Source organism: Brachybacterium ginsengisoli (genome assembly GCF_002407065.1).
Lineage (GTDB): Bacteria > Actinomycetota > Actinomycetes > Actinomycetales > Dermabacteraceae > Brachybacterium > Brachybacterium ginsengisoli.
Genome location: NZ_CP023564.1, coordinates 2,830,866 through 2,856,336, shown reverse-complemented (window position 1 = coordinate 2,856,336; position 25,471 = coordinate 2,830,866). Strand labels below are relative to the sequence as shown.

The window sequence follows — 25,471 nt, the reverse complement described above, 5'->3', positions numbered from 1 at the left end:
ACGTCACAGCAGCGCCGGGGCGGCGGCCAGCAGGGACCGGGTGTACTCGTCCTGGGGGTCGGTGAAGATCTGATCGACGGTGCCGTGCTCGATGACCTTCCCGTGGTTCATCACGGCGATGGTGTCGGAGATGAAGCGGACCGTGCTCATGTCATGGGAGATGAACACCAGCCCCAGCCCGAGCTCGCGCTTGAGGTCGGTGAGCAGGTTCAGCACCTGGGCGCGGACGGACACGTCCAGGGCGCTGGTGGGCTCATCGGCCACGATGATCTGCGGCTCGAGCGCCAGGGCGCGGGCTATCGCCACGCGCTGACGCTGCCCGCCGGAGAGCTGGCGGGGGAGCACGGCTATCGCCGACTGCGGAAGGCCCACCAGGTGCAGCAGGTCCTTCACCCGGGCCAGGCGCTCGGCCTCCGTGCCGATGCCGTGCACCCGCAGCGGGTCCATCAGCGTCTCCCGCACGGGCAGGCGCGGGTTCAGCGCGGTGGAGGGGTCCTGGAAGACGACGGAGACCTTCCGGCCCAGCTCGCGGCGCCCTCTCCGACCACGATCCAGGAACTCTCCCTCGAAGAGCACCTGGCCGCGGGTGACCGGCTGGAGGCCCGTCATGACCCGCGCCAGGGTCGACTTCCCGGAGCCGGATTCGCCGACCACGCCGAGCACCTCCCCGCGGCGCACCGAGAGGCTCACGCCGTCCACGGCGCGGATCGTGTCGGGGCGCAGCAGTCCGCCGCTGCGCAGTCGGTGGACGACGTGCACGTCGCGCAGCTCGATCGTGGGCGTGGGGCCCTCGGAGGGGTCCGAGGAGAACAGCGGTTCGGTGGTGGGGGTCATCGCGGATCTCCTTCGAGCGCGGCGGGGACGTCGGAGGTGCTCGCGACGCGGTGCCCGGGGGCACCGACCTCGAGCAGCCGGGGACGGGCCGTCGGATCGGCCGACGGATCCAACGAGCGCGGGGCGAACCGGTCACCGCGGGCGAAGTCGCGCGGGGAGGGGACGGTGCCGGGGACCTGATGCAGGCGCTCGGCGCCCGCTTCGATCGACAGCACCGAGCCGAGCAGCCCGCGGGTGTACTCGTGGCGGGGGTCGATGAGCAGCTCGTGGGTGGTGGCCTGCTCCATGACCTGCCCGGCGTACATCACGGTGATGCGGTCGGCCAGCTGGGAGACGAGCGCCAGGTCATGGCTGACGAACACCATGGCGAAGCCGAGCTCCTCCCGCAGCCGGTTCAACAGGTCCACGACCTGCTTCTGCACGGTGACGTCGAGCGCGGTGGTGGGCTCGTCGGCGATCACGAGCTTCGGATCACGGGTCAGGGCCATGGCGATCAGCACCCGCTGGCGCTGGCCGCCGGAGAGCTCGTGCGGGTACGAGCTCAGGGTGCGCTTCGGCTCCAGTCCCACCAGCTCCAGCAGGTCCTCGGCGCTGCGGGTGCCGCCGCGACGGGTCAGCTGCGCCATCTGGGAGCGGATCAGCATCGAGGGGTTCAGCGAGCTGAGCGCATCCTGGTAGATCATCGCGATCTCGTGGCCGCGCAGGGCGTTCATCTGCTTCGCGGGCAGGGACAGCAGATCCTTGCCGTTCAGCAGCACCCTCCCGCTGATCCGTGCGGTGCGGGGCAGCAGGCCCATGACCGCGAGGCTCGCCACGGACTTGCCCGAGCCGGACTCGCCGACCAGGCCCATGGTCTCGCCGGGACGGACCTGGAAGGAGATGCCGTCGAGGATGTCCACCGCGCCGTGCGCCTCGGGGAAGGAGACCCGGAGGTCCTGCACGTCCAGCAGCGGCGGGACCGAGTCGGTGGTCGCCTCTCGCGCGGGGTGGGCGAGCTCGGCGGCGCGCAGGGCGGCCAGCGAGTCGTGCAGCAGGCGGCGCGAGGTCTCCTCGTCGGTCGCGCCGAGCACCTCGGTGCTCGGGGCGGGGGAGTTCTCGTCGGCGGTGGCTTCGCCCTCGGAGGCCGCGAGGGCCTGCTCGTCGGCCTCGACGTCCACGTCGACCCGCACCCGCGGGCTGGCCATCGCGTCCGTGAGCCCCTCGGAGAGGATGTTCAGTGCGAGGGTGGTCAGCAGGATCATCAGGCCCGGGAAGAAGGTGGGCCACCAGTAGCCGGACAGCAGCAGCTGCTTGCCGTCGGCCAGGATGTTGCCCCAGGAGGGGCTCGGCGGCTGCACTCCCGCGTTGATGAAGGACAGAGAGGCCTCGAGCACGATCGCATCGGCCACCAGCACGGTCGCGAAGACCATGATCGGGGCGATGCAGTTGCGCGCCACGTGCTTGATCAGGATCCACGGAGTGGAGGCCCCCATGACCTGCGAGGCGGCGACGTAGTCCTCGCCGAACTGGGAGAGCACATTGGCGCGCACCACGCGGGCCAGCTGCGGCACGTAGAGGAATCCGATTGCGAAGATGAGCACGGGCAGCGAGGTGCCCCAGACGGCGACGAACACCGCGGCCAGCGCGATGCCGGGGAAGGACATCACCACGTCCAGCACGCGCATCACGATCTCGGAGACGATCTTCGCGCCGGTCGCGGCGATCGAGCCGATCACCGCGGCGGCCAGCAGGGCGCCGATGGTGGCGGCCAGACCGATCAGCAGCGAGGAGCGGGCGCCGTGCGCGACGCGGGAGAAGATGTCGCGGCCGATCGCATCGGTGCCCATCCAGTGCTCGCCGCTGGGCGGCTGCACCGGGGTGCCGGTGGTGAGGGGGCCGTGCGGGCTGACCAGCGGCGCGAAGACGGCCAACACGGCGAGCAGGGCCAGGAACAGGACTGCCAGGCGGCTGGTCCAGGGGAGGGCGGTGAAGGGCGCCAGCGGCCTGCCGCTGACGGACTGCAGGCGGGATCCGAGCTTCGGTCGCATGTCAGATGCTCCTGATCCGGGGGTTGACGACGACGTAGAGGACGTCCACGGCGATGTTGACGACGATGAAGGCGATCGCGACCACGAGGGTCACGCCCTGCACGAGGAAGACGTCGTTGCGGGTCACGCCGTCGAGGATGAGCTGGCCCATGGCCTGGATGTTGAAGATGATCTCGATGATCACCGCGCCGCCCATCAGGTAGCCGACGCGGAGACCGAGCACGGTGATCGGGGTGATCAGGGCGTTGCGCAGCACGTTGCGGCTGACCACCACGGGGTAGGGGATCCCGGCGCCGACGGCGGTGCGCACGTAGTCGCGGTCCAGCTCCTCGACCATCGCGGTGCGCACCACGCGGGTGAGCGATCCGGCGACGGGGATCGCGAGCGCCAGGGCCGGCAGGGCGACGTTGCGCAGGTAGGTGGCGGGGTCGTCGAAGAAGCCGACCCAGCGGGAGACCAGCGCGGGGAAGATCCCCCAGCCGCCGGGGATCTCGCCGAGCCACTGGATCATGAGGATCGCGAGCCAGAAGGACGGCGTGGCGAGCGCCGCGATGGTGAGCACGCGGATCACCTGGTCGACCCAGCGGTCGCGGTACAGGGCGGCGAGCACGCCGAGCACCGCGGCGAGCACGATGGCGATGGCGAGGCCCAGGAAGGTGAGCTGCAGGGTGATCGGGAAGGCCTTGGAGACCATCTCGGTGACCGGGACGCCGCCGCTGCTGGTGCCGAGGTCTCCGCGCACCAGGCCGCCGAGGAAGCCGAGGTACCGCTGCAGGAGCGAGTCGTTCAGGTGATTGGCCTCGCGATAGTTCGCGAGCGCCTCCGCGGAGGCGGATTCGCCGAGGGCGAGGCGTGCGGGGTCTGCCTTCGAGAACGACATGATGACGAACACCAGCAGCGTGACGCCGAGGATCATCAGGGGCAGCGCGAGCAGCCGCCGCCCGATCAGTCGGACGAGTTGGGACACGAGGTCCTCCGTGAGTTGGCGGTGGGACGGGGAATGCGGGGGAGGGGGCGTCGGGGCCGGCGGGGCGGGCCGGCCCCGACGCTCCGGATCAGGGGGCCTTCGTCGAGGCGACGTCGACGAAGCTGAGACCCGTCAGCGAGATCGGCTGGAAGTCGACCAGGCTGGAGGAGTCCCAGGCGGTGGGCGCCTTGCGGTGGAACAGCGGGTACAGGGGCACCTCGTTGGAGAGCAGGTCGAACAGCTCGCCCCAGGTGGACTCCTGCGCGGCGGTGTCGGTGGACTCCAGGCCCTCGGCGAGGAGCGTCTGCACCTCCTCGTAGGAGGGCTGGCCCTTCCAGTGCATCCGGTTCTCGGTCCAGACGTCGCCGCCGTACCACCAGCGCATGAGCAGGTCCGGGTCGTTGCCGAAGACCGACGGGTCGCCGGGGGCGATCACCACGTCGAAGACGTCGGCCCCGCCGTCGAGCGTCGTGTAGACGTCGGCGGACTGCTTCTGCTCGAAGCTCACCTCGACGCCCGCGGCGCTGAGGGACTCCTGGATGATCGGGGTGCACTGGGCGACCCAGTCGTGGTCGGTGCACAGCAGGCGGAAGGAGGTCAGGCCCGTCTCGGCGAACAGGGACTTCGCCTTCTCGAGGTCCAGCGAGTAGACCGTCGAGGCCTCCTTGTAGTTCGGGTGCTCCTTCTGCACGAAGCAGCTCGCCGCCTCCGCCTGGCCGGACAGGCCGGTCTCGATGACCTTGTCCATGTCGATCGCGTAGAGGAATGCCTGGCGGTTCTTCAGGTCGTGGAAGGGGTTGTCCGCGCTGTTGTTGAACATCGCGAAGAGCAGTCCGAACCCGCCCACGGACTCGACGTCGGAGGCGGCCTTCAGCTGGTCGATGGAGAGGTAGGGGACCGAGTCGATCGCCTGCACGGTCTGCGACTGCAGGGCGTTGGTGCGGGTCGAGGGATCGGGGATCACCTGCCAGCTCATGGTCTTCGCCTTCGCCGGCATCGGGCCCGAGTACTCCTCGTGGCGCTCGAACTCGACGATCTTCGAGGAGGCGGAGTTGTCCGTCATCTTCCAGGGGCCGGAGCCGACGGGGTTCGCGTCGAAGGCCTTCGGATCGGCCTCCACCGCGGCCTTCGGCACGATCTTCACCGTGGACAGCCGCTCGGCGAACACGCCGGTGGGGTGCTTCAGGGTGAAGGTGAGAGTGGAGTCGTCCTTCTTCTCGACGGTGTCGAGGAAGGGGATGAACTGCGCGTACAGCGAGGCGTTGGCCGGGTCCTGGACGCGCTCGAAGGAGAAGACGACGTCCTCGGCGGTGACCGGGCTGCCGTCGTGGAAGACGGCGCCCTCGCGCAGGGCGATCTCGACCGTGGTCGAGTCCGCGGTGGGGACCTCGGTGGCGAGGGCCGCATAGACCTCGCGGGTCACGGGGTGCAGCTCGGTGAGCCCCTCGAGCGTGTGCCAGTTGACCGCGACCGTGAGCGCGGCCGAGGTGGTCATCGGGTCGTAGCCGTTGGTGCCCAGCTCGTAGCTGATGGCGGCGTCGATGTGACCGTCGGGGTCCGCCTCGCCCGCGGGCGCGCCGCCGCCGTCGGACCCGCCGCTGCCGGAGCCCTTCGGGGCGCAGGCGCCGATGCCGGCGACGATGCCGGCCGCGCCCGCGATGGCGGCGGTGCCGCGGAGGAAGCCGCGACGGCCGAGGGGGCCGGTGGAGTTGGTGATCACCGTTGATCCATCCCTTCGTTGGGGGCCCGACGGCCGTGCCGCCGAGCTGGAGGAGGTCCGTCCTCGCCATGGTGACGGGGTGCCGCCACGATGCGAAGATCAGACGTATGATGTCTGATGACTGGGAGAGTACATCACGGTCCCCGCGATCGCCACCGCGATGCGCGGAGCACGGGACAATGGACCTGCCGCAGCCTGCGGCAGGGGAGAGGGGATGGACATGGTGCGCACCCACCGCAGGGGGAACGACGCCGTCGAGCGGATCCAGGACCTGATCCTGGCCGAGGGGCTGCGCCCCGGGGACCCGATGCCCACCGAGACCGCGCTGTGCGAGCGGCTCGAGATCTCCCGCTCCTCCGTGCGGGAGGCGATGCGCACCCTGGCCTCGCTCGACATCGTGGAGGTGCGGCACGGCCACGGCACCTTCGTGGGCCAGCTGTCGCTGTCCCCGCTGGTGGACGGCCTGCTGTTCCGCGCCCGGCTCGATGACGGCAACGACCTGCGCGCTCTGCGCGAGGTGGTCGAGCTGCGGATCGCACTGGACCTGTCCGTCGCGGAGCAGCTCGCGGACCTCTACCGCGACACCGAGAATCCCGAGCTCGAGGGGCACGTCGAGGAGATGCGCGAGCTCGCCTCCGCCGGCCGCCCCTTCCCCGAGGCCGACGCGGCCTTCCACACCGCCCTGTTCTCCCGGCTGGACAACGGCCTGCTCCGCCAGCTCGCCCAGGCGTTCTGGGAGATCCACACCACCGCCGTGCCGCTGTTCAGTCTGCCGCCGGCGGAGGACATCCTCGACACCGTCGAGGCGCACCGGGCGATGCTGCTCGCGCTCGAGGCCGGAGACGCGCAGGCATATCGCGCCGCGGTCGTCGAGCACTACCGGCCGCTCGGACGGGTGCTGGACGCGGCCGGCCATGCCGACGCGGACGGCGTGCTCTCGGCCGGAGCCGGAACGTCCGCGGGCGCCTGAGGCGATGCGGCCCGAGGAGGTGGAGGCTCTGGTCCGGGCGCGGCCCTGGGCCGATCACTCCGGGGCGCGCGAGCTGGTCCGGGCCTTCCCTGACCGGCTGCGCACCGTTCTCGAGCGCTGGGATCTCACCGTGGTCCGCGCCTTCGCCGAGGGGGCGGGGCTCCCGGTGCTGGAGGTGGTGGGGAGGGCGTCGGGCCCGGCCGTCCTCAAGCTCGGCGGTCACGGCGCCGACCTCTCCCAGCAGGTCAGGGTGCTGCAGGCGGCCGACGGACGAGGATTCGTGCGCGTCCTCGAGCACGACGAGGAGCAGGACGCGGTGCTGCTCGAGAAGCTCGGGCCCACGTTGTTCCGGACCGTGCCGGACCCGGTCGAACAGGCCGCCCATCTCGCGGCGCTGCTCCCGGCGGCGTGGGCTCTCCCGACGGAATGTGCCGAGATCCTGGAACCCGGAGCGAAGGCCCGAGGGCTCCTCGTCCTCGTCGACGGTGCGCTCGCAGTGGAGTCCGAACCCGCGGAGTCGGGGGGAGAGCGTCCCGGACTCGGCACCCGTCATCGCGATGTGCTCGAGCGGGCACGGGAGCTCGCGCTCGCGCTGATCGAGGAGCCGGCGGCCGAGCTGGTGCTCGTGCACGGGGATCCTCACGCCGGCAATGCGCTGCGACGCGGTGAGGAGCACGTGCTCATCGACCCCGACGGCTTCCTCGGCGAGCGGGAGTACGACGCGGGCGTCGCCCTGCGCGACCACCAGCAGATGATCGACGTGCTCGAGCGCAGCGACGGCCCCGGTGCCGGGCGGCGCCGACATGCCCAGCTGGTGGCGAGCACCGCCGACCAGCTCGGGCTGGAGGAGGAACGGGTCGCGGCCTGGGCGCACCTCGAACGAGTCACCACCGGCGTCCACCTCCACCGCCTCGGGTGGCGCGATGAGGGTGAGGCATGGCTGCGCACCGCGCGGGCCGTGCTGAGCTGAGCCGTGCTGAGCTGAGCGACAGGACTACCGTGGTGCCATGAGCGACGCCGACGAGACCGCCCCGCTGGCGGCCCTGGACATCTTCCTGCCCTCCCCGCCGCCGGACCACGACCAGCAGGAGGCCTTCCTCGACGCGGCCGCCGAGCTCGCCATGGCGGGCCAGCCCATCACCGTCTACCTGCAGGACGAGGACGCCTGGGCCTTCGAGGAGTGCGAGCCGGTGCGTGCGCTGCTCGACTCCGCGGGGGAGAGCGCCCTGCCCATCACGCTGCTGGGCCTGGACATCGTGGTCACCTCGGCCTATCCGACCACGGAGCAGATGACACGCTTCGCCCGCGCTGGCGGGGAGGCCCGCGTGCCGACGTCGGCCGCGGCGGCGGCCTGCGGACCGAGCGGCACCCCGACCGGCGGAGCGCCGATGCCGCGTGAGGCTGGAGGCTTCGCGGCGCAGCTCATGGGCGTCGCCCCCGCACCGGCCCGGCCCGCCGGAGGCCCGGAGATCGGCGGTCGCCGCAACCTGATGGGCGGGGACCACGGGGACGGGCTGCCGGAGTAGATCTTGGTCCGCGCGGCACGGAGCGGTGTCGGCGGCAGTTGTCCACAACTTCTCGAGTCCGGTGGTGAGCGGCGCGGTGGCTCGGTAAAGTCGCGGTGATCCGTTGCACACCCGAAGGGCCTCTGCATGTCTCAGCGCACTCTCTCCGTCGCGGCCGCTCTGGTCCTGACCTTCGCTCTCGCCGCCTGTGGGGAGGAGTCGGAAGGACCGGTGACGACGCCACCTCCGACGATCGGTGCCGGGTCGAGCGATGGCAGCGGGGATGAGCCGAGCGATGGCGGTGGCGGTGGCGAGGGCGAGGGCGAGGCCAGCGATGGGGGCGGCGAGTCCGAGGGGACGACCGATGCGGCGTCGTCCGTGCCGGCACCGGATCCGGCGGACTATCCGGGGATGGATGAGGAGACGCCGGAGGGGGCGGAGCAGGCATTCTCGTATTTCTGGGATGTAGCGATCGCAGGTTTCCAGGGCGGCGACTATGCGCAGCTTGAGGTGCTGGGCGCGGAGCGTTGCGAGAACTGCGATGAGCTGATCAAGCAGATGCAGGATCTAGATGAGCGGAATGAGCACTGGTCCCCTCTGGTGACCACGGAGGTCGATCTCGTCTCCAAGCCGGACGATGGAGACTTCGACTACATCGTCACGTACACCTTCATCATCCCGGCCCACACAGAGCCTTCGGACAAGGGCGCAGAACCATCGGAATGGGACGAGATCACCTATGAGTCCACAGGTGGACTGGTATGGGAGTCCGGCGCTTGGAAGGTCGTCGACTTCAGCGCCGATTACTCGGAGGGCGTTGAGGGCTGATGCCTCGCGGACTACGGATCATCGCTGCTTGGGGAGCGGTGTTCGTGCTTTCGTGCGCAGCGGCGCCGACGTGGGCTGCGCCAACCTTCGATGCCAAGAATGGTGCGCTCAACGGTGGGAACTCCTCTGCAGAGGATGTCGTTGACGACCCGCAGGGCTCGCCGAGTTCATCAGAGAAGCACATCCACGATGAACCGCCCCCGGTCTACGTGACCTCCCGCGAGCTCGGCGTCGACAGCCAGTTCACCTGCGGCGATCTTCATGACAGCAGCAGCGACCTGGGCGGATTGCTCCACTGCGGGGGTGCGAACCGGATCTGCGTGGCGGCCGATGCGGTCTCGGCGGATGGGGAGGGCTATCTCGCCTCGGAGACGGTGCGCGTCGACACGAGATCCGGTACGGCGTCCGAAGAGCTGCTCGGGTTCGAGTGCCAGCAGCGCGGGGGAGTCCTCGTCGATGCGGCCGAGCCCGTCGTCATCACCGTGACCCGTGAGGACTTCGCCTCGATGCCGGTGAAGCCGCTGGTGGCGAGCGCAGGTCCGGAGCGGGGCTGGCTCCCGGTGAAAATGGTCAACGTGCTCTACGCCGAGCAGCAGACACAGACCCTGCCGATGGAGCTGCTCGGCACTCCGGTCGAGGTCAGGGCGGTGCCCGTCCTGTACGAATGGGACCTCGGGGACGGCAACACCATCTCGACCACGAACCCAGGGGACCCGTACCCCGCGGAGACCATCAGCGGGACCTACAGCGGCGAGGGCTGGTACGACGTGACCCTCATGACCACCTTCAGCGGTCAGTTCTCGGTAGCCGGCGGCCCGTGGCAGGACATCGACGGGACGATCGAGGTCGCCTCCGACCCGATCCCGCTCTACTCCAAGTCCCTCGAATCCCGGCTGGTCAACGGAGACATACCGGTCGACGAGGACGAGGATCCGTGGATCCCCGAGCGCACTGCGGCGACCGAAGGTCCGAGGGACCCCGAGGCGACCCACCGCGAGATCTGAGCACCACCCTCGCAGGGTGCGGGCTCACAGCGAGCAGGCGACCCCGTTGAACCCGTGGTTGCAGTAGCCGCCCGGGTTCCGCTCCAGGTACTGCTGGTGCTCCGCCTCCGCCGTGTAGTACACGCCGTTGCCCGCCTCGGCGAGCGGGAGCAGCTCCGTGCTGATCGTGCCGCGACCGGCCTCGTCCAGCGCCTGCTGGTAGCGCTGCGCCGAGCTGCGCACCACCTCGCCCTGCTCGGGGGAGGTCCAGTAGACGGCGCTGCGGTACTCGGTGCCCACGTCGTTGCCCTGGCGGTTCGCGGTGGTGGGATCGTGCTGCTCCCAGAACTGCGTGAGCAGGGCGCGAAGTGTCGACTCGCCGCCGGTGTAGATCACCCGCACGGCCTCCGTGTGCCCGGTGCGGGCGGAGAAGACCTCTTCATAGGTGGGATGCGGCGTGTACCCGCCGGCGTAGCCCGAGGAGGTGGTGTGCACGCCCGGGATCTGCCAGGCGACCCGCTCGATGCCCCAGAAGCAGCCGCCGGCGAGGATGATCTCCTCGCTGCCCTCCGGCCAGGGTCGGGGATCGGTCGGGGAGTCCGGGCCCAGCATGTCGGTGCCGAGCACCAGATGCTCCCGGGCGAGGGCGTAGGGGTACTGGTCGCGGCCGGGGAGGGCGTCCTCCGGGGCGACCATCTCCTTCTTGTGCGCGTACAGGAGATCCATCATCTGCCACATGCGGATCACGGTAGTCCTGTCCGGTGACCGTCGGCGCGTGGGAGCGACGTGCCTCACCCCGCTTCCGCCCAGGGCGTGAGAGCACCGCCCGGACGAGTACCGCCCCGGAGGTCTCGGGCCTCAGCGCTCGCGGGGGAGCACCGTGAGGAACAGACCGATCGCCGCGATCACGCCGAGGACCAGCATCCAGGGCCCGAGATGCACGAGCGACAGCCCGGCCACCAGCGCCCCGGCCACGATGCTCATCCCCAGAACAGGCAGCAGCGCCGAGCCGGCCAGGCGCCAGCCGGTGCGGTCGAGCTCGCCGTGCACCGGCATGGTCGCCGCGAGTGCGAAGGCGCTGTGTCCGATCAGCAGCGCCCCGCCGACGGCCGCTGCGCGCAGCATCGAGATCTCGCCGTCGCCCAGGAAGGACACGACGATCGCCGCGGGCGCCAGGAGCCCCACATCGCTGTCGGGGTTGCGGAACGAGGCGAGCAGCCCCACCGCGACCAGCAGCGTGATGAGCACCGCGCCGATGTGCCCGAACAGCGCCATGCTGCCGAGGGCGGCCATGAGGGCGAGCAGCGTCGCCGCCACACCCAGGCCGCGCAGCACCCACTGGGAGGCGCTGACCTTCTGCAGCTCGAGCAGCTGTTGCGCGATCGGATCGACCAGCTGTCCCAGGCGCATCAGGACCTCCTCCGTCGGGGCGCGGTCCGGGCTGCGGAGAGCGAGAGCAGCACGGGGGCGAGGGAGCTCGGGCCCTCCCAGGCCGTCACCGGGATCCCGGCCTCCCGCAGCTCCCGCACGGTCCGGCCCCGCAGCAGCCGGCGCAGCGCCCAGGCCTCGGGCCAAAAGCGATCCGAGACCCTGCCGTCCACCCGCAGCGCCTTCCCGCGCAGCGGGGCGACGTCCCCGATGCTCGGCGGCAGGGTGTCCACCACGATGACGTCGGCGCCGTGGGCGACCAGCACGCCGATCTGGTCGATGGTGTCGCGGTTCAGCAGCGGAGTGCACACCACCGTGAGGGTGCCCTGGCGCACCGTGCGCAGCCGCCGCACCGGCCGCATCACGCCCTCGTCGCGGGTGGCGCGGGACAGCGCCGTGGTGAGCACCCGCAGCTGGCGGGGGCCGGAGCCGGCGGGCACCGGGCCGATGAGATGGCCGATGTCGAACAGCGAGACGCGGTCCCCGGCGGTCAGGTAGTGGCGGGCGATCGCCGAGGTGGCGCGGATCGTCATGTCCAGGCTGGTGGGGGCGTCGCCGTCGGGCCAGGGCGCCGGAGCGATGTCCGCCGTGGTGTCGGTGACGATGAGGACCTCGGTGTCCTGCTCGGTGAACGTCGCGTTGGTGTGCAGCTCGCGGGTGCGACTGGTGACGCGCCAGTTGATGCGGTGCAGACGGTCGCCGGGTCGGAAGGCGCGCACCTCCGAGAGCGCGGTGCCGTCGCCGCGGCGGCGCGAGAGGTGCACGCCGCTCACGCCGATCGGGGTGGGCACCTCCACCGGGGCGTCGAGCACGGTGGAGGCCGGGACCACCTGCACCTCGGCCAGCGGCAGGGTCCGCTGGGCGCGGTAGGCGCCCAGGGCGTCCGCGACCAGCACGTGCATCGGCCCCACGCGGACCCGGCCCCAGCGCTGGGCGCTGATCCTCATCCCCACCGCCCCGTCTCCCGCGACGGAGCCGTGGCGGGGCGCGACGTCGGCGTGCGGGGGCATCGGCAGGGTCGCGGTGGTGAGCACGCCGGGGGAGGTGCGCACCGTGACCGCCGCGGTGCCGCCCTCCTCGATGCTGCGGCGGTTCACGTGCAGCGTCGGGTTCACCGGCGCCTGCGCCTCGCCGCGCAGCTGCCGACGGGCGATCGCCACCATCGCCCACAGCAGCAGCGGCGCCCCGGCCAGGATGATCTCGGGCCGCCCCGTCAGCAGGGCCATCACGAGCGCGGCACCGCCCACCACGGCGGCGCGCAGCAGCGCCGCCGTCGGCCGGGTCCGCAGCTCCGCCCGCTGCGGGGACTCCGAGGTCACGCCGAGGTCCGCGAGCCTGCCGCCGCGGCGGTGGTCTGATCGGAACCGGCGGGCTGGTAGGGCTGGGCCGCCGCGGGCACGGGCACCTGCCCGAGGACCGCCTCGACCACGCCGGCACCGGTCGCATTCTGCAGCCACAGCTCGGGCTTGACGGTGACGCGGTGGTCCAGCGCCGGATGGGCGAGAGCCTTGACGTCCTCGGGGACCACGTAGGAGCGACCGCGGATCACCGCGAGCGCGCGGGCGCAGGTGATCAGCGCGAGGGTGCCTCGCGGCGAGGCGCCCACCAGCGCGTGCTGATGGGAGCGGGTCGCGGCGACCAGCTCGACGGCGTAGTGGCCCACGGCGTCCTCCACGTGGACATCCTCGACGGCCTGCTGCACGCCGAGCAGCCCGGCCGCGTCGAGCACCTCGGGGACCACCTGCTCCTCCCGGCGTCGGTCGATCCGGCGGGAGACCACGTCCCACTCCTGCTCGGCGGTGGGGTAGCCGAAGGAGAGCCGCAGCAGGAAGCGGTCGAGCTGGGCCTCGGGCAGAGGGTAGGTGCCCTCGTGCTCGATCGGGTTCGCGGTGGCGAGCACGTGGAAGGGCTCGGGCAGGCGACGGGTGGTGCCCTCGACGGAGACCTGCCGCTCCTGCATCGCCTCGAGCAGCGCGGACTGGGTCTTCGGAGGGGTGCGGTTGATCTCGTCGGCCAGCAGCAGCCCGGTGAACACGGGGCCGGGACGGAACTCGAACTCGCCGGTGCGCTGGTCGAACACCTCGGCGCCGGTCAGATCCGCCGGGAGCAGGTCCGGGGTGAACTGGGCGCGGGTGAAGGGCAGGCCGAGCGCCTGGGCGAAGGAGCGTGCGGCGAGGGTCTTGCCGAGGCCCGGCAGGTCCTCGAGCAGCACGTGGCCGCCGGCGAGGATGCCGGTGAGCACCAGCTCGAGCGCCTCGCGCTTGCCGACCACGGCGGTCTCGACGGCGTCGAGCACGGCCGCGGCGGCACGGGTGGCCTCTTCGGCGGTCATCGGCCTCGGCGTGGCCGGGGCGGGGTCCTGGGGGGTGTGGTTCTCAGGGGTCGTCATCGGTCCCTCTCCTCGCGCGGGGCGAGCTCGTGCAGACAGCGGTGCAGGGCGCGTCGGTCCAGCGGGCCGACGGGATGCCCTTCGGCATCGGGGTGGCGGGCGGTCTCGATCAGCTGGGTCAGTCCCGCGCTCAGCGGCGGGGCGTCGGGGTCGCGGGCGCGCTCGTCGGCGATCTCGCCGAGGGTGCGCACGAGCCCGCGACTGGTCATGCGGCGGCTGGGCTGGGCGCCGTGGGCGAGGTCCTCGAGGCGGCGCACCCGGGTGTCCTGGGCGTGGGGCAGCGCGTAGTCGACGTCGAGGTCGAGGGCGGGGGCGTGCAGCTGGTCGGCGCGCTCCGCGCCGGATCCGAGCACCCACCACACGGCGCCGCCGAGCAGCCCGAGCGCGATCATCATCGGCAGGGGGAGGATCAGGCCGACGAGGAGGCAGGCCAGCTGCAGCCCCACGGCGACCAGTGCGCCGAGCGCCAGCTTCACCGGCAGGCCCAACCAGGGACGGATCATCGTGACCGCCCCCCGTCGGCCGACTGCTCGAGACCGGCCGTCAGGTCGTCCAGCAGCTCCACGGCCTCCTCGCGATCGGCCTCGAAAAGCGGCTGGGGATCGAACAGCGCCCGACGGTACAGATGGGCGAGCCGGTCCAGCGCCGCGCGGTCCAGGTTCAGGGAGCCGAGCACGGCGACGACGAACTCGAGCGTGGTCTGCGAGGGATCGCGGCGCACCCCGGCCTCGGCGATCGCCCGTTCCAGGGCGAGCCACGCCGCGATCACCGCGTCGTGGGCGTCGACCTCGGTGGAGAGCCGGGCACGGGCGTCCTCGAGCGCGGCCCGGGCCTGGGCGGCGGTGAGCTCGTCCTCGTCCGCGATCCCGGCCAGCGCCGGGGCGGGGCGGGCGAGCGACCGCATCCGCAGCACCACCCAGACGGCCACGGCGAGCAGCAGCACGCTCAGCACGATCAGCGCTACGAGGAGCGAGGACCTCGAGCCCTCCGCCCGCGGCGGTGTGGACGGGGCCTCGCCGGTGGCCCAGTCCGGCTCGCTGTAGTCGTTGCGCTCCGGCGGGTCCCGCCGCTCCACCTCGCCCCCGCCGACGAACTGGGTCCCGGGGCCGCGGTCGGCGGAGGACCCGAGGCCCACCAGCCCGATCGCTGCGAGGGAGACCACCAGCAGCAGCACGGCCACCAGACGTCGACGCGCGGCCGAGCCCGTCACGGCGTCGCGGGGCGGCGCGGTGCGGGTCGCGGCGTCGGTGCCGGGATCGGGCTGGCTCATGCGGCGGACGTCCCCGATCCCTGCGGGTCGGGCCCGGCGTGCGGGGAGGCGACGATGACGACCTGCTCGCCGTCCAGACGGGTGAGGATCAGCGTCGCGGACTCGTCGCCGAAGCGGCGCGGCCGCAGCTTGCGCCGCAGCTCGTCGGGCTCCACCGCGGTGCCGCGCTTCTTGATCTCGAGCACGCCCAGGCGGTGCTCGCGCAGGTAGGCGGTGAGGCGCTTGAGGCCGAACGGCATGACGTCCCGCACCGCGTAGCCCTTGGCGAAAGGGGTGCTCGCGCGTCGGTCGCCGCTGAGGTAGGCGATGGTGGGGTCCAGGGTGCGGGCCTCGAGCCGGGCGGCGAGGTCGCCGATCAGCCCGGCCCGGATCACGGCGCCGTCGGGCTCATACAGGTGGTCGCCGAGCGGGCCGGGCTCCGGATCCGCCTCGGCATCCGCCCGGCGGTCCAGGCGGTGCGCACCGGTGCGGTCCACGAGCACGGCGGAGGAGAGGACCCCCTCGCGGGCCAGGGGCCCGAACCAGGCGGTGGCCTCGAGCACCTGGCCGTGGAAGGACAGCCACTGCATCTCGACCTCGTCGGGCAGGGCGTCGCGGGCGATGCCCGGGCCGAGCTTCGCGCCGAGCGGGCCCAGCTCGCCGTTCCGGCCGAGGCGGCCGGCGAGCTCGACGACGGTCGACAGCGGCGGCTCGTACTCCTCGGGATCGTGCAGCCGTCGGCTGCCTCCGCGGGCAGGGGCCCGGCGGGCGGGATCCAACCAGATGCCCTCGGTGTCCCGGGGGTCGTGGCCCTCGGCCCGGCCGAGATGCGCCTGGGCGTTCGGGAACGGGCGCAGGTTCACGGTGGCCACGGCGACGGTCACCGGATCGCGATCCACGGCCTTCACGTCCATCCCGAGACCGGCCAGCGCCATCGAGTCCCCGCCGATGCCGCAGCCGAGGTCCGCGACGCTGGCCACCCGGGCGCGCTGGAAGCGCTCGGCGTGCATCGCCGCGACGGGGAGGCGGGTGGCCTGCTCGAGCCCGTGCGGGGTGAACAGCATCGACTGCGCGAACTCGCCGAACTTCTCCTCGCCCCGCGTGCGCAGCCGGGACTGGGTGAGCACCGCGGAGACCAGCTCCGGCGCGTGCCCCGCCTCCCGCAGATGCGCGGCCTGGCGCAGGGCGTCCTGCTCGCGGTACGGGGGCAGGGAGTTCAGCAGCGCCCAGCCGTCGGGCTGCAGCACCGGCTCGAGGGCGCGCAGCGCCGTCTCGGCGTCGTCGACGGAGGGGGAGGGCATGAGGGGAGCCTATCGGCCCGGGGCCCGGCCCGGAGGCCGGAGTGCGATCCGGTCCCGGTCAGCCCCGCACGTCCAGCACGAGCTTGCCGCGCGTGTGGCCCTCCTCGAGGCGTCGGTGCGCCTGGGCGATCTCGGCCAGCGGCAGCACCTCGGAGACCTCCAGCGGGTACCGGCCCGCCCGGATGCCCTGGGCGAGCTGGTCCAGTCGGTCGCGCCCCGGGACGATCGCCGGGATCCGCGCCTCGACGCCGCGCTCGAGGGCGGGGGAGAGGTCGGCGAGGGAGGGGAGGGCGACGATCCGCCCGCCCGGGGCGAGCTGGTCGAGGCTGGGCAGGAAGGTCGAGTGGTAGTGGGTGTCCAGCACGACGTCGACTCCGTGGCCGTCCGTGAGGCGCTGGACCTCCTCGGCCCAATCGGTGGTGTCGTAGGCGATGGGGGTGGCGCCCAGCTCTCGGATCCGCTCGGCGTTCGCCGCCCGCCCGGTGGCCAGGACGCTCGAGGCCCCGTCCTCCAGGGCCATCGGGATCAGCAGCTGGCCCACCCCGCCGGTGCCGCCGTGGACCAGCACGCTCTCGCCCTCGGAGATCCGGGCGGTGTCCTGCACGGTGGCGATCGCGGTGAGTCCCACGAGGGAGAGGCCGGCCCAGCGGGCGAGGTCCTCGTCGGGGATCTCCCCGGGGATCGGCGCGAGATCGTCCGCGGAGATCGCGATGACCTCGGCGGCCACTCCGCGAGCATCCTCCGGGCCGCGCATCCCGAACACGCGGGTGCCGGGGGTGAGACCGCGGGAGCCGAGCTCGGCCGCATCGAGGCCGGAGCCCGCACCGATCACCACGCCTGCCATCTCCCGGCCCGTGCCGGCCGGCAGCTCGAGACCCTTCGACCGCCCGGAGGAGCCGTCGCGGATCTTGTAGTCCAGCGGATTCAGGCCCACGAAGGAGACCTCCACGAGGACCTCCTCGGCCTCGGGGTCGGGGGTCGGGGCGTCGGTGTGCAGGGTCAGGACCTCGGGGCCGCCGAAGCGGTCGTATCGGATCTCGCGCATTCCTCCATGATGCACCGTGCGGCGAGGGCGTGGCCAGGGGCGCGATCTGCGTCGTCATGCACGGACATCGAGTCGGGGTGGGACCATGGGGGACGCCCGCCGCCGCCCCGAGGAGGAGCATGACCGTCCCACCCCTGGACCCGCTGCTCTGGCGCGCGCGGCTGCGGCGCGAGATCGTGCTGCGGCCCGAGGTCCGGACGGCTCCGCTCGCCGAGGCCCGCGACGGGCTCCTCGCGGACTCCGTGCACAGCCCCGAGGACGTCCCGGCCCAGCCGGTCGCGGCGATGGACGGCTTCGCGGTGCGCCGCGCCGACCTCGCCGAGGGGACCACCGTCCTGCCGGTCGCGGCCGATCTCCCCGCCCGGCCGGGCGAGGTGGCCGCTCTTCGCCCCGGCACTGCGGCCCGCATCATGACCGGTGCCCCGATGCCGGACGGCGCCGACGTCGTCGTGGAGGTCGAATCCACGGACGCCGACCCCTTCGGCGAGGCGCCCGACGAGGTGACCCTGCGACTGTCGCACCCCCCAGCCGCGGGACGTCACGTCCGCGCTGCGGGGGAGGAGGTCGCGCGCGGCGCGCTGCTCGCCGAGGCGGGAGATCGGGTCGGAGCGGGGCTGATCGGCCTGGCCTCCGCCCTCGGCCTGAGCACCCTGCCCGTCCACCGCGCCCTGCAGGTCTCCGTGGTGGTGACCGGGGACGAGCTGGAGGAGGCGCTCCCCGGCGCAGATCCGAGCGCCGGTGTGGTGCGGGAGTCGAACGGGACCATGCTGGCCGCCGCGCTGCGGGCGGACGGTGCCCAGGCCCGCGTGCTCCGCTCCGGCGACGATCCCGCTGAGCTGCGAGCGGTGCTCGAGGACGCCTCGGCCGGGGCTGACCTGGTGATCACCACGGGCGGCATCGGCCACGGCGCGTACGACGTGGTCAAGCTCCTGCTCGGGGAGCGCGGGGCGCGCACCTCGGAGTTCGTGCACCTCGCGCTGCGACCCGGAGGGCCGCAGGGTGCAGGAGCACTGGCGGACGGGACGCCGGTGATCCATCTCCCCGGCACTCCGGCCGGGGCCCTGGTGGGCTATCACCTCTTCGTGCGCCCGCTGATCCCCGGAGCAGGGGAGGGGCTCCGCCGGGTGCTGTGGCGCGAGCCGGCCGAGGCCGCCGGAGCACGGCATGGCCGGAGCGCCGCCCCGGGGACCGCGCATGCGCTCGCCGCCCGGATCCGCCTCGCACCGGACGGCCGTGAGATCGCCGAGCCGGTTCCCGGCCGTCGCCTGGCTCCGTACGGGCGGGCCGAGGCGATCGCCCTGCTGGGCGCCGGGTCGCTCCCCGTGGGAGATGCTGCCGACGGCCCGGAGCCGACGGTGCTCGTCATCGCGCTCTGAGGTCGTCACCGCCGATATCGTGGACCCATGAGCAGCACCGACACCGAGCACGTCCTGCGCCCTCACGGAGCGACCGTCCTGAGTATCGTGGTGTGGGCCGTGGCGGTGGCGATGGCGCTCGAGGCACTGTTCTCCGCGGGCGTCGGCGGGCTCCTGGTCTACCCCGGGCTCGCCCTGATCGCCGCCCTGGTCTGGGCCCTGCTCTGGGCGCCTCGGCTGGTGCTCCGACCCGCCGGGGTGGAGGTGCGCAACCTGCTGCACACCTACGACCTGCCCTTCGCGCGGATCCAGGACGTGCGGCTCGGGGCGATGGTGCACTTCGAGGTCGATGAGCTGCAGGGGCGGTCACGCCGTGTCACGGCATGGAACGCACCCGGGGTGGGCCGGGACAACCCCCTCGCGCGGGTGGGGAGGCCCGAGACCGGTGCGCGCTCCGGTGGACCCGGTGCGGGCACGCAGGCCCGGCGCCGGCTCTCGCGCGCCGAGCGGTTGCGGAACGACCAGGACTCGAGCCGCTCGGCGATCGTGCGCGAGCGCTGGGAGGAGTGGCAGGGGAAGCACCCCGCCGCGGACCCTGCACCGGCCCGTCGGTCCCTGAACGTCGTGGTCCTGTCCGTGCTGGCGGTGGTGGTGGCGCTCAACGCGCTGATGCTCGCGTTCTGAGGGCGTCGACGAGCACAGCGCCGCTCCTGCGGACGACAGAGGGCCCGACCACCTCGCGGTGATCGGGCCCTTCAGGTCGTGGTGCTGGAGATCAGGCCTTGATGCCGACCTGGGTCCAGTCGGAGACCTCGAACTGCGAGGCGCCGTAGTTCACGACGCCGTTCTTGACGCCCCAGATCTCCGGGGTCGCGTAGAACGGGATGACTGCGAAGGACTCGGCGATGACCTTCGAGACCTCATTGGCCAGCTTCTTCTTCTCCGCGTCGTCGAACGCGGCCTTGAGCTGATTGTTGAGGTCACCGAGACGCTCGTCCTCGAAGTTGGTGAAGTTCTGCGGCGAGTCCTTGGGGTAGACCAGGTTCACGGAGCTGGACTCCGGGTACTGGCTGCCCACCCACGAGAAGGTCACGGCACCGAAGTTCTTCGGGGTCACGTACTCGTCGAAGTACGCGTCCGAGGGGACGGTCTTCACGGCCACCTTGAAGCCGATGGCATTGAGGTTGGTGAGCACCTGCGCCGCACGGTCCTCGTTGGACTTGGTGTCCGCCGGGACGATGATCTCGAAGGCGAGCTCCTTGCCGTCCTTCGTGCGCACGTCGCCCTCTGCCTCGGCGGTCCAGCCGGCCTCGTCGAGCAGCTTCTTCGCCGCCTCGCCGTCGAACTCCAGGCCCCCGAAGGAGTCCTCGTAGCCTTCCTGACCGGGCATGTACACGAAGTTGTCGACCAGGACGATCGGTGCCTCCAGCGGGCCCACGACCGCGTTGCCGATCGCGTCGCGGTCGATCCCGCGGGCGATGGCCTCGCGCACCTTGACGTCCTTGAGCACTCCGTCGGCACCCTCGGTGTTCAGGGTGAGGTGGGTCCAGGTCAGGCCGTTGGTGACCTGGATGGTGGCGTCCGAACGGCCCTTCGCCTGGGCGAGCTCATCACCGTTGGCGATCTCATAGACATCGAGCTCACCGTTGGCGAAGGCTGCGGGGGCCTGGGACTGGTCGGTGACCTTGAAGACGATGGTCTCGAGCTTGGGAGCCCGGCCCCACCACTTGTCGTTCGGCTTCAGGGTGACCACGCCGCCGCTGCCGTCGATGCTGTCGACCTTGAACGGGCCCTTGGAGGGAGTGGGCTCGGAGGTGTAGCCCTCGTTGAACTCCTTCGGGTCCTTGGAGACGGAGGCGGGGATGTCGGGGTGGACGAGGGTGATCCAGTCGGCGAAGGGCTCGGAGAACTCGATCTCTCCGGAGAACTCGTCGTCCGTCTGGCGGATCTCCTTGATCTGGTCCCAGCCCACCGACGTGACGATGAGGAACTTCTCGTCCTTGCCGCTGACGGCCTTCCACTGCGCGATGAGATCCTCGACCACGATCGGGTCGCCGGTCTCCCAGACGGCCTTCTTGTTGTACTTGAAGGTGACGATCTGCGGGTCCTCGCTGCTGAGCTCCGCGCTCTCGACGTAGTCCGGGTTGAAAGCCTTCTCACCGGTCTCCGAGTAGGTGATCTCGGCGCCGGCGCCCATCGAGCCACGGATCTTCGTGAGGTCGGCGAGGTTGCCGTCGGTCTGGTTCGAGTTCCAGTTGTTGGGCAGCTGGGACACGGAGAGGGTGAGGGAGCCGCCCTCGGGGACGTCGTCGTACTCGGCGCGCTCCCAGGCGGTGCTGGGCAGCTCGGACTGCTCCTCGGCCTTCTTGGCGTTGTCCTCCTCGGCCTGCTTCTTCTGCTCGTCGGCGGACTGCTGACCGCCGCAGGCGGCGAGCGCGGCGGCCGAGCCGATGACGGCGGTGCCGCCGAGGAAGAGACGACGGGTGCTGGTGATCTTCATGGGGTATTCCCTCTTCTTCATGGGGCGCCGTCACGCACGGGTGACGGACGAGGTGGAGGAGGCGTCGACGGTGTCGAGCCGAGCGATCTGGTCGACGTGGTGGCAGGCCACGCGGGAGGCGCCATGGGCACCGGGGGTCGGGTCCTCGGCGCGGCAGCGGGACTGCCTGTCCTCGTCGAGAAGCGGGAGCAGGGGGCAGCGGGAGGCGAAGGAGCATCCCTGGATGTCCTCGGTGGGGCTCGGGAGGTCCCCCTTGAGGATGATCTGGTTCCGTTCGCGCTCGACCTTCGGGTCGGGGACCGGCACGGCGGACATCAGCGCCCGGGTGTACGGGTGGCGCGGCGAGGTGAAGACCTCGTCCACCGGCCCGTACTCCACGATGCGGCCGAGGTACATGACCGCGATCAGATCCGAGATCTCCCGGACGATGGCGAGGTCATGGGCGACGAACAGATAGGACAGCCCCAGCTGGTCACGGAGGTCCTCGAGCAGGTTGATGACACCGGCCTGCACCGAGACGTCCAGCGCGGAGACGGGCTCGTCGAGCACGAGCAGCTTCGGGTCGGTCATCAGCGCACGGGCCACGCCGATGCGCTGGCGCTGACCGCCGGAGAACTCGTGCGGATAGCGGTCGGTCATCCGCGGGTCCAGACCCACCAGCTCGAGCTTCTCCGCGACCCGACGGTCACGCTCCGCCTTCGGCACCCGCTTGAGGGTGAGGGGCTCGCCGATGATGTCGCCGACGGGCAGGCGCGGGTCGACCGCCGCCATCGGGTCCTGGAACACGATCTGTACGTCCTCGCGCAGCGCCAGCCGCTGCTTCTTCGACAGCGAGCCGACGTCCTTCCCGGTGACGGTGAGGGACCCTGCCTGGGGCTTGATGAGCTCCATGATCTCGAGCGCGGTGGTGGACTTGCCCGAGCCGGACTCGCCCACCAGGCCGAGGGTCTCGCCGGGACGGATCTCGAAGTCGACGCCGTCGACGGCCCGCACCGTGCCGACCTGACGACGGAACACCGAGCCCTTGGTGAGCGGGAAGTGCCGCACGAGGCCCTGCGCGGAGACGACGGGCTCCTGGCCGGTGCGGTCCGTGACCGCGCGCGGCTGGTGCGGGGGCCTCGGGAAGATGTCCGCCGACTTCAGCGTGCCGGCGGCGATCTCGTCCGCACGGTGGCAGGCCACGTGGCGGTCGGTGTCCACCACGACCTCGAGCGTCGGCTCCTGCTCCCGGCAGATGTCCTGTGCCGCGGGGCAGCGGGGAGCGAAAGGGCAGCCCTGGGGCAGCTCCGAGAGCACCGGCGGGCGGCCCTCGAGCGGGACGAGGCGGTCCTTCCCGGCGCGCAGCATGTTCGGCACCGAGCGCAGCAGGCCCATCGTGTAGGGCATGCGCGGGGTCTCGAAGAGCTCGTCGACCGGGCCGGTCTCCACGAGCTTGCCCGCGTACATGACGGCCACGCGGTCCACGTTGCCGGCCACCACGCCGAGGTCGTGCGTGATGAGCACGACGGCGGCGCCGGTGACCTCCTTGGCCTTCTGGAGGACCTCGAGGATCTGCGCCTGGATGGTGACGTCCAGGGCAGTGGTCGGCTCGTCCGCGATGATGAGGGTGGGGTCGTTCGCGATCGCGATCGCGATCATGGCGCGCTGGCGCATGCCGCCGGAGAACTCGTGGGGGAACGCCTTGACACGACGCTCCGCGCCGGGGATGCCCACGATCTTCAGCAGCTCGATCGCACGCTTCTCGGCGGCCTGCTGGCTGATCCCGCGGTTATGGAGGGTCAGCGCCTCCTCGATCTGCTTGCCGATGGTGTACACCGGGGTCAGCGCGGACAGCGGATCCTGGAAGATCATCGCGATGTCCTTGCCCCGCAGTCGCGAGAGATGCTTGTCGCTGCGACCCAGGAGCGGCTCGCCCCGATAGAGGATCTCGCCATCGATCTGCGCCGAGGAGGGCAGCAGCCCCATCACGGCGAGGGAGGAGACGGACTTGCCGGACCCGGACTCGCCCACGATGCCGAGGAACTCGCCCTCGTTGACCTCGTAGTTCACCCCGCGCACGGCGCGGACCCCGCCGGTGGCATTGGGGAAGGTCACGGTCAGATCCTTGACCTGCAGGATCGGCTCAGCCACGGTTCACCTCGCTCGTGGGGTCGATGGCGTCGCGCAGCGCGTCGCCGAGGAGGGCGACGGCGGTCAGCAGCGCCACCAGGAAGAAGGACGGGATGTAGAAGGACCAGGGGCGCGCGATGATGCCGGACTGTCCGTTCTGGAGCAGGGATCCGAGGGAGACCTGCGGGTACTGGATGCCGAGACCGAAGAAGGACAGCGAGGTCTCGGCGATGATCGCGCCGGAGACGCCGAGGGTCGCGTCGATGATCAGCAGGGAGGCGACGTTGGGGATGATGTGGCGCCGCAGGATCGTGAAGGTGCCGACCCCCATGTAGCGGGCGGCCTTGACGAACTCCCGTTCCTTGAGGGACTTGGTCTGGTTCTTCACGATCTGAGCCATGATCATCCAGCCGAAGCAGGCGATCGCCAGCACGATCAGCAGCCAGCTGGGCATCAGCGCGAGCTGCTTGAGGCCGCCGGGGAGGGACTCGGGAGCCTGGATGGCGGGCGACAGGATCAGCAGGATGTAGAAGACCGGGAGCACCAGGAACAGGTTGATGAACCAGCTGATGATGGTCTCGACCCAGCCGCCCAGGTATCCGGCCAGCGAGCCCAGGAAGGCCGCGAGCAGGGTGGCGAGCGGAGCGGCGACGAAGCCGATCACGAGCGACATCTTCAGGCCGCTGGTGATGCCCGCGTAGAGGTCGCGGCCCACCGAGTCGGTGCCGAACCAATGCTGCGCCGAGGGCGGCGAGTTCTGGCTGAACGAATCGGTGTCGGTGTACTGGTAGATGTTCGGGAGGTTGCCGAGGAGGGCGAACAGGACGATGAGCGCGATGATCGTCGCGCCGATCCAGAAGTTCGGCTTGCTCTTCAGACGCTTCCAGACGAGGCGGTTGCGGGAGATGGCCTTGTGGGGCTTCTCCGCGGCGATGGCCTGGGTGGGCTCGAGGTCCTGGGGGAGGTCCTCGGCGGTGTCCGCTGGCTGCATGGTCATCAGGTCACATCCTCACGCGCGGGTCGAGGGCGGCGTAGAGGATCTCCGAGAGGGTCGAGCTGAACAGGACCAGCACGGAGGTGAAGCACACGACGCCCGCCATGGAATTGATGTCGGACTGCTGGATCGCCTGGATGCCGAACTGCCCCATGCCGGACCAGGAGAAGATGATCTCGAGGAACGTCGAGCCCGCGATCAGCGTGCCGAACTGGTAGGCGAAGTAGGTGGACATCGGGATCAGGGCGACGCGCACGCCGTGCTTGATCAGCGCGTGGTTGCGGGTGGCGCCCTTGGCGCGGGCGGTGCGGATGAAGTCCGAGCCGAGCACGTCCAGCATCACCGCGCGCTGGTAGCGCGAGTAGCCCGCGGCGCCGAAGAGCATGAGCGCGATCGTGGGCAGCAGCAGGTGGATGCCCAGATCCCAGATCGCCGCGGCTCCCTCGTAGCCCGGTGTGTACGCCCCGGAGAAGCGGATCACCTGGACGCCCAGCAGCCGGTTGATGTGGGTCGCCACGATCATCAGCAGCAGGCCGCCCACGAAGGTGGGGGTCGAGATGAGGATGAACGAGGCGTAGGAGATGATCTGGTCCGAGGCCTTGTACTGGCGCACGGCGCCCCAGACGCCGAGGGCCACGCCGAGGACCGCTCCGAGGAGGGCGCCGATCAGCAGCAGCCGGAGGCTGATGCCCGCACGGCCCAGCCACTCGATCCGCCAGAACTTCAGCAGGAAATCCGGGTTGCCGAGCATCTCGGTGATGACCCACTTGTTCGAGAGGCTCATGCCGAGCTTCTCCTGGAAGGGGGCCGTGATGATGTTCTGGATCCAGTGCCAGGTGCGCAGCGCGACCGGGTCGCCCCGGTACACGCCGTACCCGCGCATCAGGTTCGCGATCGACTCCTCGGGGATCGGCGGGTTCTGCCCCTGGTACTTCTTGGCGGGGTTCAGGAACATGCTCGCCGCGACGTAGGAGAACGTGGTGGCGACACAGGTGAGGATCAGATAGTTGACGAAGCGCCGCAGGACATAGAGGATCATCGGCCGTCCCCCGCCCCGGCGCTCTGCGCGCAGGGGGCAGCGGACCGTGTCATGGTGCGCCGGGAGTGGATCACTCCTCGATCTCGGCGCACGCCGGAGCGACAGAACTGCGTCACGGATGGTCCTCACTTCATCGATGCTCGGTCCGCAGCACTGCGCGACCGCTGAGTAGGTTTCTGCACTGTAGATCAGGTCACAGCGAGGTCGTGCGCCCGAAGGACCTCCATG

The 25,471-nt window shown here is 71.2% G+C and carries 23 protein-coding genes; 7 read left to right on the top strand and 16 right to left on the bottom strand.

Translation table 11 applies throughout. From position 1 onward, the window contains the following. Positions 1 to 3: 3 nt before the first annotated feature. The 4 genes from CFK41_RS12780 to CFK41_RS12765 form a co-directional block, all read right to left on the bottom strand. The gene (locus CFK41_RS12780) at positions 4 to 834 is read right to left on the bottom strand and encodes an ABC transporter ATP-binding protein (RefSeq protein ID WP_096800008.1); all 831 of its coding nucleotides are present in this window, start codon (positions 832 to 834) and stop codon (positions 4 to 6) included. Beyond that, positions 831 to 2,861, bottom strand: a complete 2,031-nt coding sequence (locus CFK41_RS12775) for a dipeptide/oligopeptide/nickel ABC transporter permease/ATP-binding protein (RefSeq protein ID WP_096800007.1) — start codon at positions 2,859 to 2,861, stop codon at positions 831 to 833. Before CFK41_RS12775 ends, CFK41_RS12780 begins: the two co-directional genes overlap by 4 nt. Position 2,862: 1 nt before the next feature. Then, a complete protein-coding gene (locus CFK41_RS12770) occupies positions 2,863 to 3,828 on the bottom strand; it encodes an ABC transporter permease (RefSeq protein WP_096800006.1) in 966 nt (321 codons plus the stop codon). Positions 3,829 to 3,916: 88 nt separating this feature from the next. After that, entirely contained in the window at positions 3,917 to 5,548 is a 1,632-nt protein-coding gene (locus CFK41_RS12765) for an ABC transporter substrate-binding protein (protein WP_096800005.1), read from the bottom strand. Between the two features lie 220 nt (positions 5,549 to 5,768). Between CFK41_RS12765 and CFK41_RS12760 the strand changes: the two genes are divergently transcribed. From CFK41_RS12760 to CFK41_RS18175, 5 genes are all read left to right on the top strand, one after another. After that, positions 5,769 to 6,518 (top strand): FadR/GntR family transcriptional regulator, encoded by a 750-nt coding sequence (locus CFK41_RS12760; RefSeq protein WP_096801077.1) that lies wholly within the window; start codon positions 5,769 to 5,771, stop codon positions 6,516 to 6,518. Between the two features lie 4 nt (positions 6,519 to 6,522). After that, positions 6,523 to 7,488 (top strand): aminoglycoside phosphotransferase family protein, encoded by a 966-nt coding sequence (locus tag CFK41_RS12755; RefSeq protein WP_169928817.1) that lies wholly within the window; start codon positions 6,523 to 6,525, stop codon positions 7,486 to 7,488. Positions 7,489 to 7,525: 37 nt separating this feature from the next. Continuing rightward, entirely contained in the window at positions 7,526 to 8,044 is a 519-nt protein-coding gene (locus CFK41_RS12750) for an arsenic metallochaperone ArsD family protein (RefSeq protein ID WP_096800003.1), read from the top strand. 126 nt (positions 8,045 to 8,170) lie between these two features. After that, the gene (locus CFK41_RS12745) at positions 8,171 to 8,851 is read left to right on the top strand and encodes a DUF6318 family protein (protein WP_096800002.1); all 681 of its coding nucleotides are present in this window, start codon (positions 8,171 to 8,173) and stop codon (positions 8,849 to 8,851) included. 38 nt (positions 8,852 to 8,889) lie between these two features. After that, positions 8,890 to 9,855, top strand: coding sequence for a hypothetical protein (locus CFK41_RS18175; RefSeq protein ID WP_227873072.1), 966 nt, complete (start codon positions 8,890 to 8,892; stop codon positions 9,853 to 9,855). A gap of 24 nt (positions 9,856 to 9,879) precedes the next feature. Here CFK41_RS18175 and msrA read toward each other — a convergent pair whose 3' ends face one another. The 8 genes from msrA to CFK41_RS12700 form a co-directional block, all read right to left on the bottom strand. Next, positions 9,880 to 10,572 (bottom strand): peptide-methionine (S)-S-oxide reductase MsrA, encoded by a 693-nt coding sequence (gene msrA, locus CFK41_RS12735; protein ID WP_096800001.1) that lies wholly within the window; start codon positions 10,570 to 10,572, stop codon positions 9,880 to 9,882. A gap of 120 nt (positions 10,573 to 10,692) precedes the next feature. Further along, positions 10,693 to 11,244, bottom strand: a complete 552-nt coding sequence (locus CFK41_RS12730; protein WP_096800000.1) for a hypothetical protein — start codon at positions 11,242 to 11,244, stop codon at positions 10,693 to 10,695. After that, positions 11,244 to 12,581, bottom strand: coding sequence for a DUF58 domain-containing protein (locus CFK41_RS12725; protein WP_227873071.1), 1,338 nt, complete (start codon positions 12,579 to 12,581; stop codon positions 11,244 to 11,246). The genes CFK41_RS12730 and CFK41_RS12725 overlap by 1 nt, the downstream gene beginning before the upstream one ends. Further along, complete coding sequence (locus tag CFK41_RS12720) at positions 12,578 to 13,594, bottom strand: AAA family ATPase (protein ID WP_096801074.1); 1,017 nt, start codon at positions 13,592 to 13,594, stop codon at positions 12,578 to 12,580. Before CFK41_RS12720 ends, CFK41_RS12725 begins: the two co-directional genes overlap by 4 nt. Before the next feature lie 53 nt (positions 13,595 to 13,647). Then, positions 13,648 to 14,154 (bottom strand): hypothetical protein, encoded by a 507-nt coding sequence (locus tag CFK41_RS12715; RefSeq protein WP_096799999.1) that lies wholly within the window; start codon positions 14,152 to 14,154, stop codon positions 13,648 to 13,650. Beyond that, on the bottom strand, positions 14,151 to 14,921 hold the full coding sequence (locus CFK41_RS12710; protein WP_096799998.1) for a DUF4129 domain-containing protein: 771 nt from the start codon (positions 14,919 to 14,921) through the stop codon (positions 14,151 to 14,153). The genes CFK41_RS12715 and CFK41_RS12710 overlap by 4 nt, the downstream gene beginning before the upstream one ends. Beyond that, positions 14,918 to 16,201, bottom strand: coding sequence for a class I SAM-dependent methyltransferase (locus CFK41_RS12705; protein WP_096799997.1), 1,284 nt, complete (start codon positions 16,199 to 16,201; stop codon positions 14,918 to 14,920). Before CFK41_RS12705 ends, CFK41_RS12710 begins: the two co-directional genes overlap by 4 nt. 58 nt (positions 16,202 to 16,259) lie before the next feature. Continuing rightward, the gene (locus CFK41_RS12700; protein WP_096799996.1) at positions 16,260 to 17,246 is read right to left on the bottom strand and encodes a quinone oxidoreductase family protein; all 987 of its coding nucleotides are present in this window, start codon (positions 17,244 to 17,246) and stop codon (positions 16,260 to 16,262) included. 119 nt (positions 17,247 to 17,365) lie between these two features. Between CFK41_RS12700 and CFK41_RS12695 the strand changes: the two genes are divergently transcribed. Then, positions 17,366 to 18,622 (top strand): molybdopterin molybdotransferase MoeA, encoded by a 1,257-nt coding sequence (locus CFK41_RS12695; RefSeq protein WP_096799995.1) that lies wholly within the window; start codon positions 17,366 to 17,368, stop codon positions 18,620 to 18,622. A 27-nt stretch (positions 18,623 to 18,649) separates the two neighbouring features. Next, on the top strand, positions 18,650 to 19,285 hold the full coding sequence (locus tag CFK41_RS12690; protein WP_096799994.1) for a PH domain-containing protein: 636 nt from the start codon (positions 18,650 to 18,652) through the stop codon (positions 19,283 to 19,285). Positions 19,286 to 19,376: 91 nt separating this feature from the next. Here the strand turns inward: CFK41_RS12690 and CFK41_RS12685 are convergent, their stop codons facing one another. Genes CFK41_RS12685 through CFK41_RS12670 form a run of 4 tightly spaced genes read right to left on the bottom strand, consistent with a single transcriptional unit; the run spans position 19,377 to position 25,243 of the window. After that, a complete protein-coding gene (locus CFK41_RS12685) occupies positions 19,377 to 21,101 on the bottom strand; it encodes an ABC transporter family substrate-binding protein (protein ID WP_096799993.1) in 1,725 nt (574 codons plus the stop codon). A gap of 30 nt (positions 21,102 to 21,131) precedes the next feature. Then, the gene (locus CFK41_RS12680; RefSeq protein WP_096799992.1) at positions 21,132 to 23,231 is read right to left on the bottom strand and encodes an ABC transporter ATP-binding protein; all 2,100 of its coding nucleotides are present in this window, start codon (positions 23,229 to 23,231) and stop codon (positions 21,132 to 21,134) included. Next, positions 23,224 to 24,207: an ABC transporter permease gene (locus CFK41_RS12675; protein ID WP_151904749.1), complete on the bottom strand. Its 984-nt coding sequence runs from the start codon at positions 24,205 to 24,207 to the stop codon at positions 23,224 to 23,226. The genes CFK41_RS12680 and CFK41_RS12675 overlap by 8 nt, the downstream gene beginning before the upstream one ends. Before the next feature lie 4 nt (positions 24,208 to 24,211). Continuing rightward, complete coding sequence (locus CFK41_RS12670) at positions 24,212 to 25,243, bottom strand: ABC transporter permease (protein ID WP_096799991.1); 1,032 nt, start codon at positions 25,241 to 25,243, stop codon at positions 24,212 to 24,214. Positions 25,244 to 25,471: the final 228 nt, after the last annotated feature.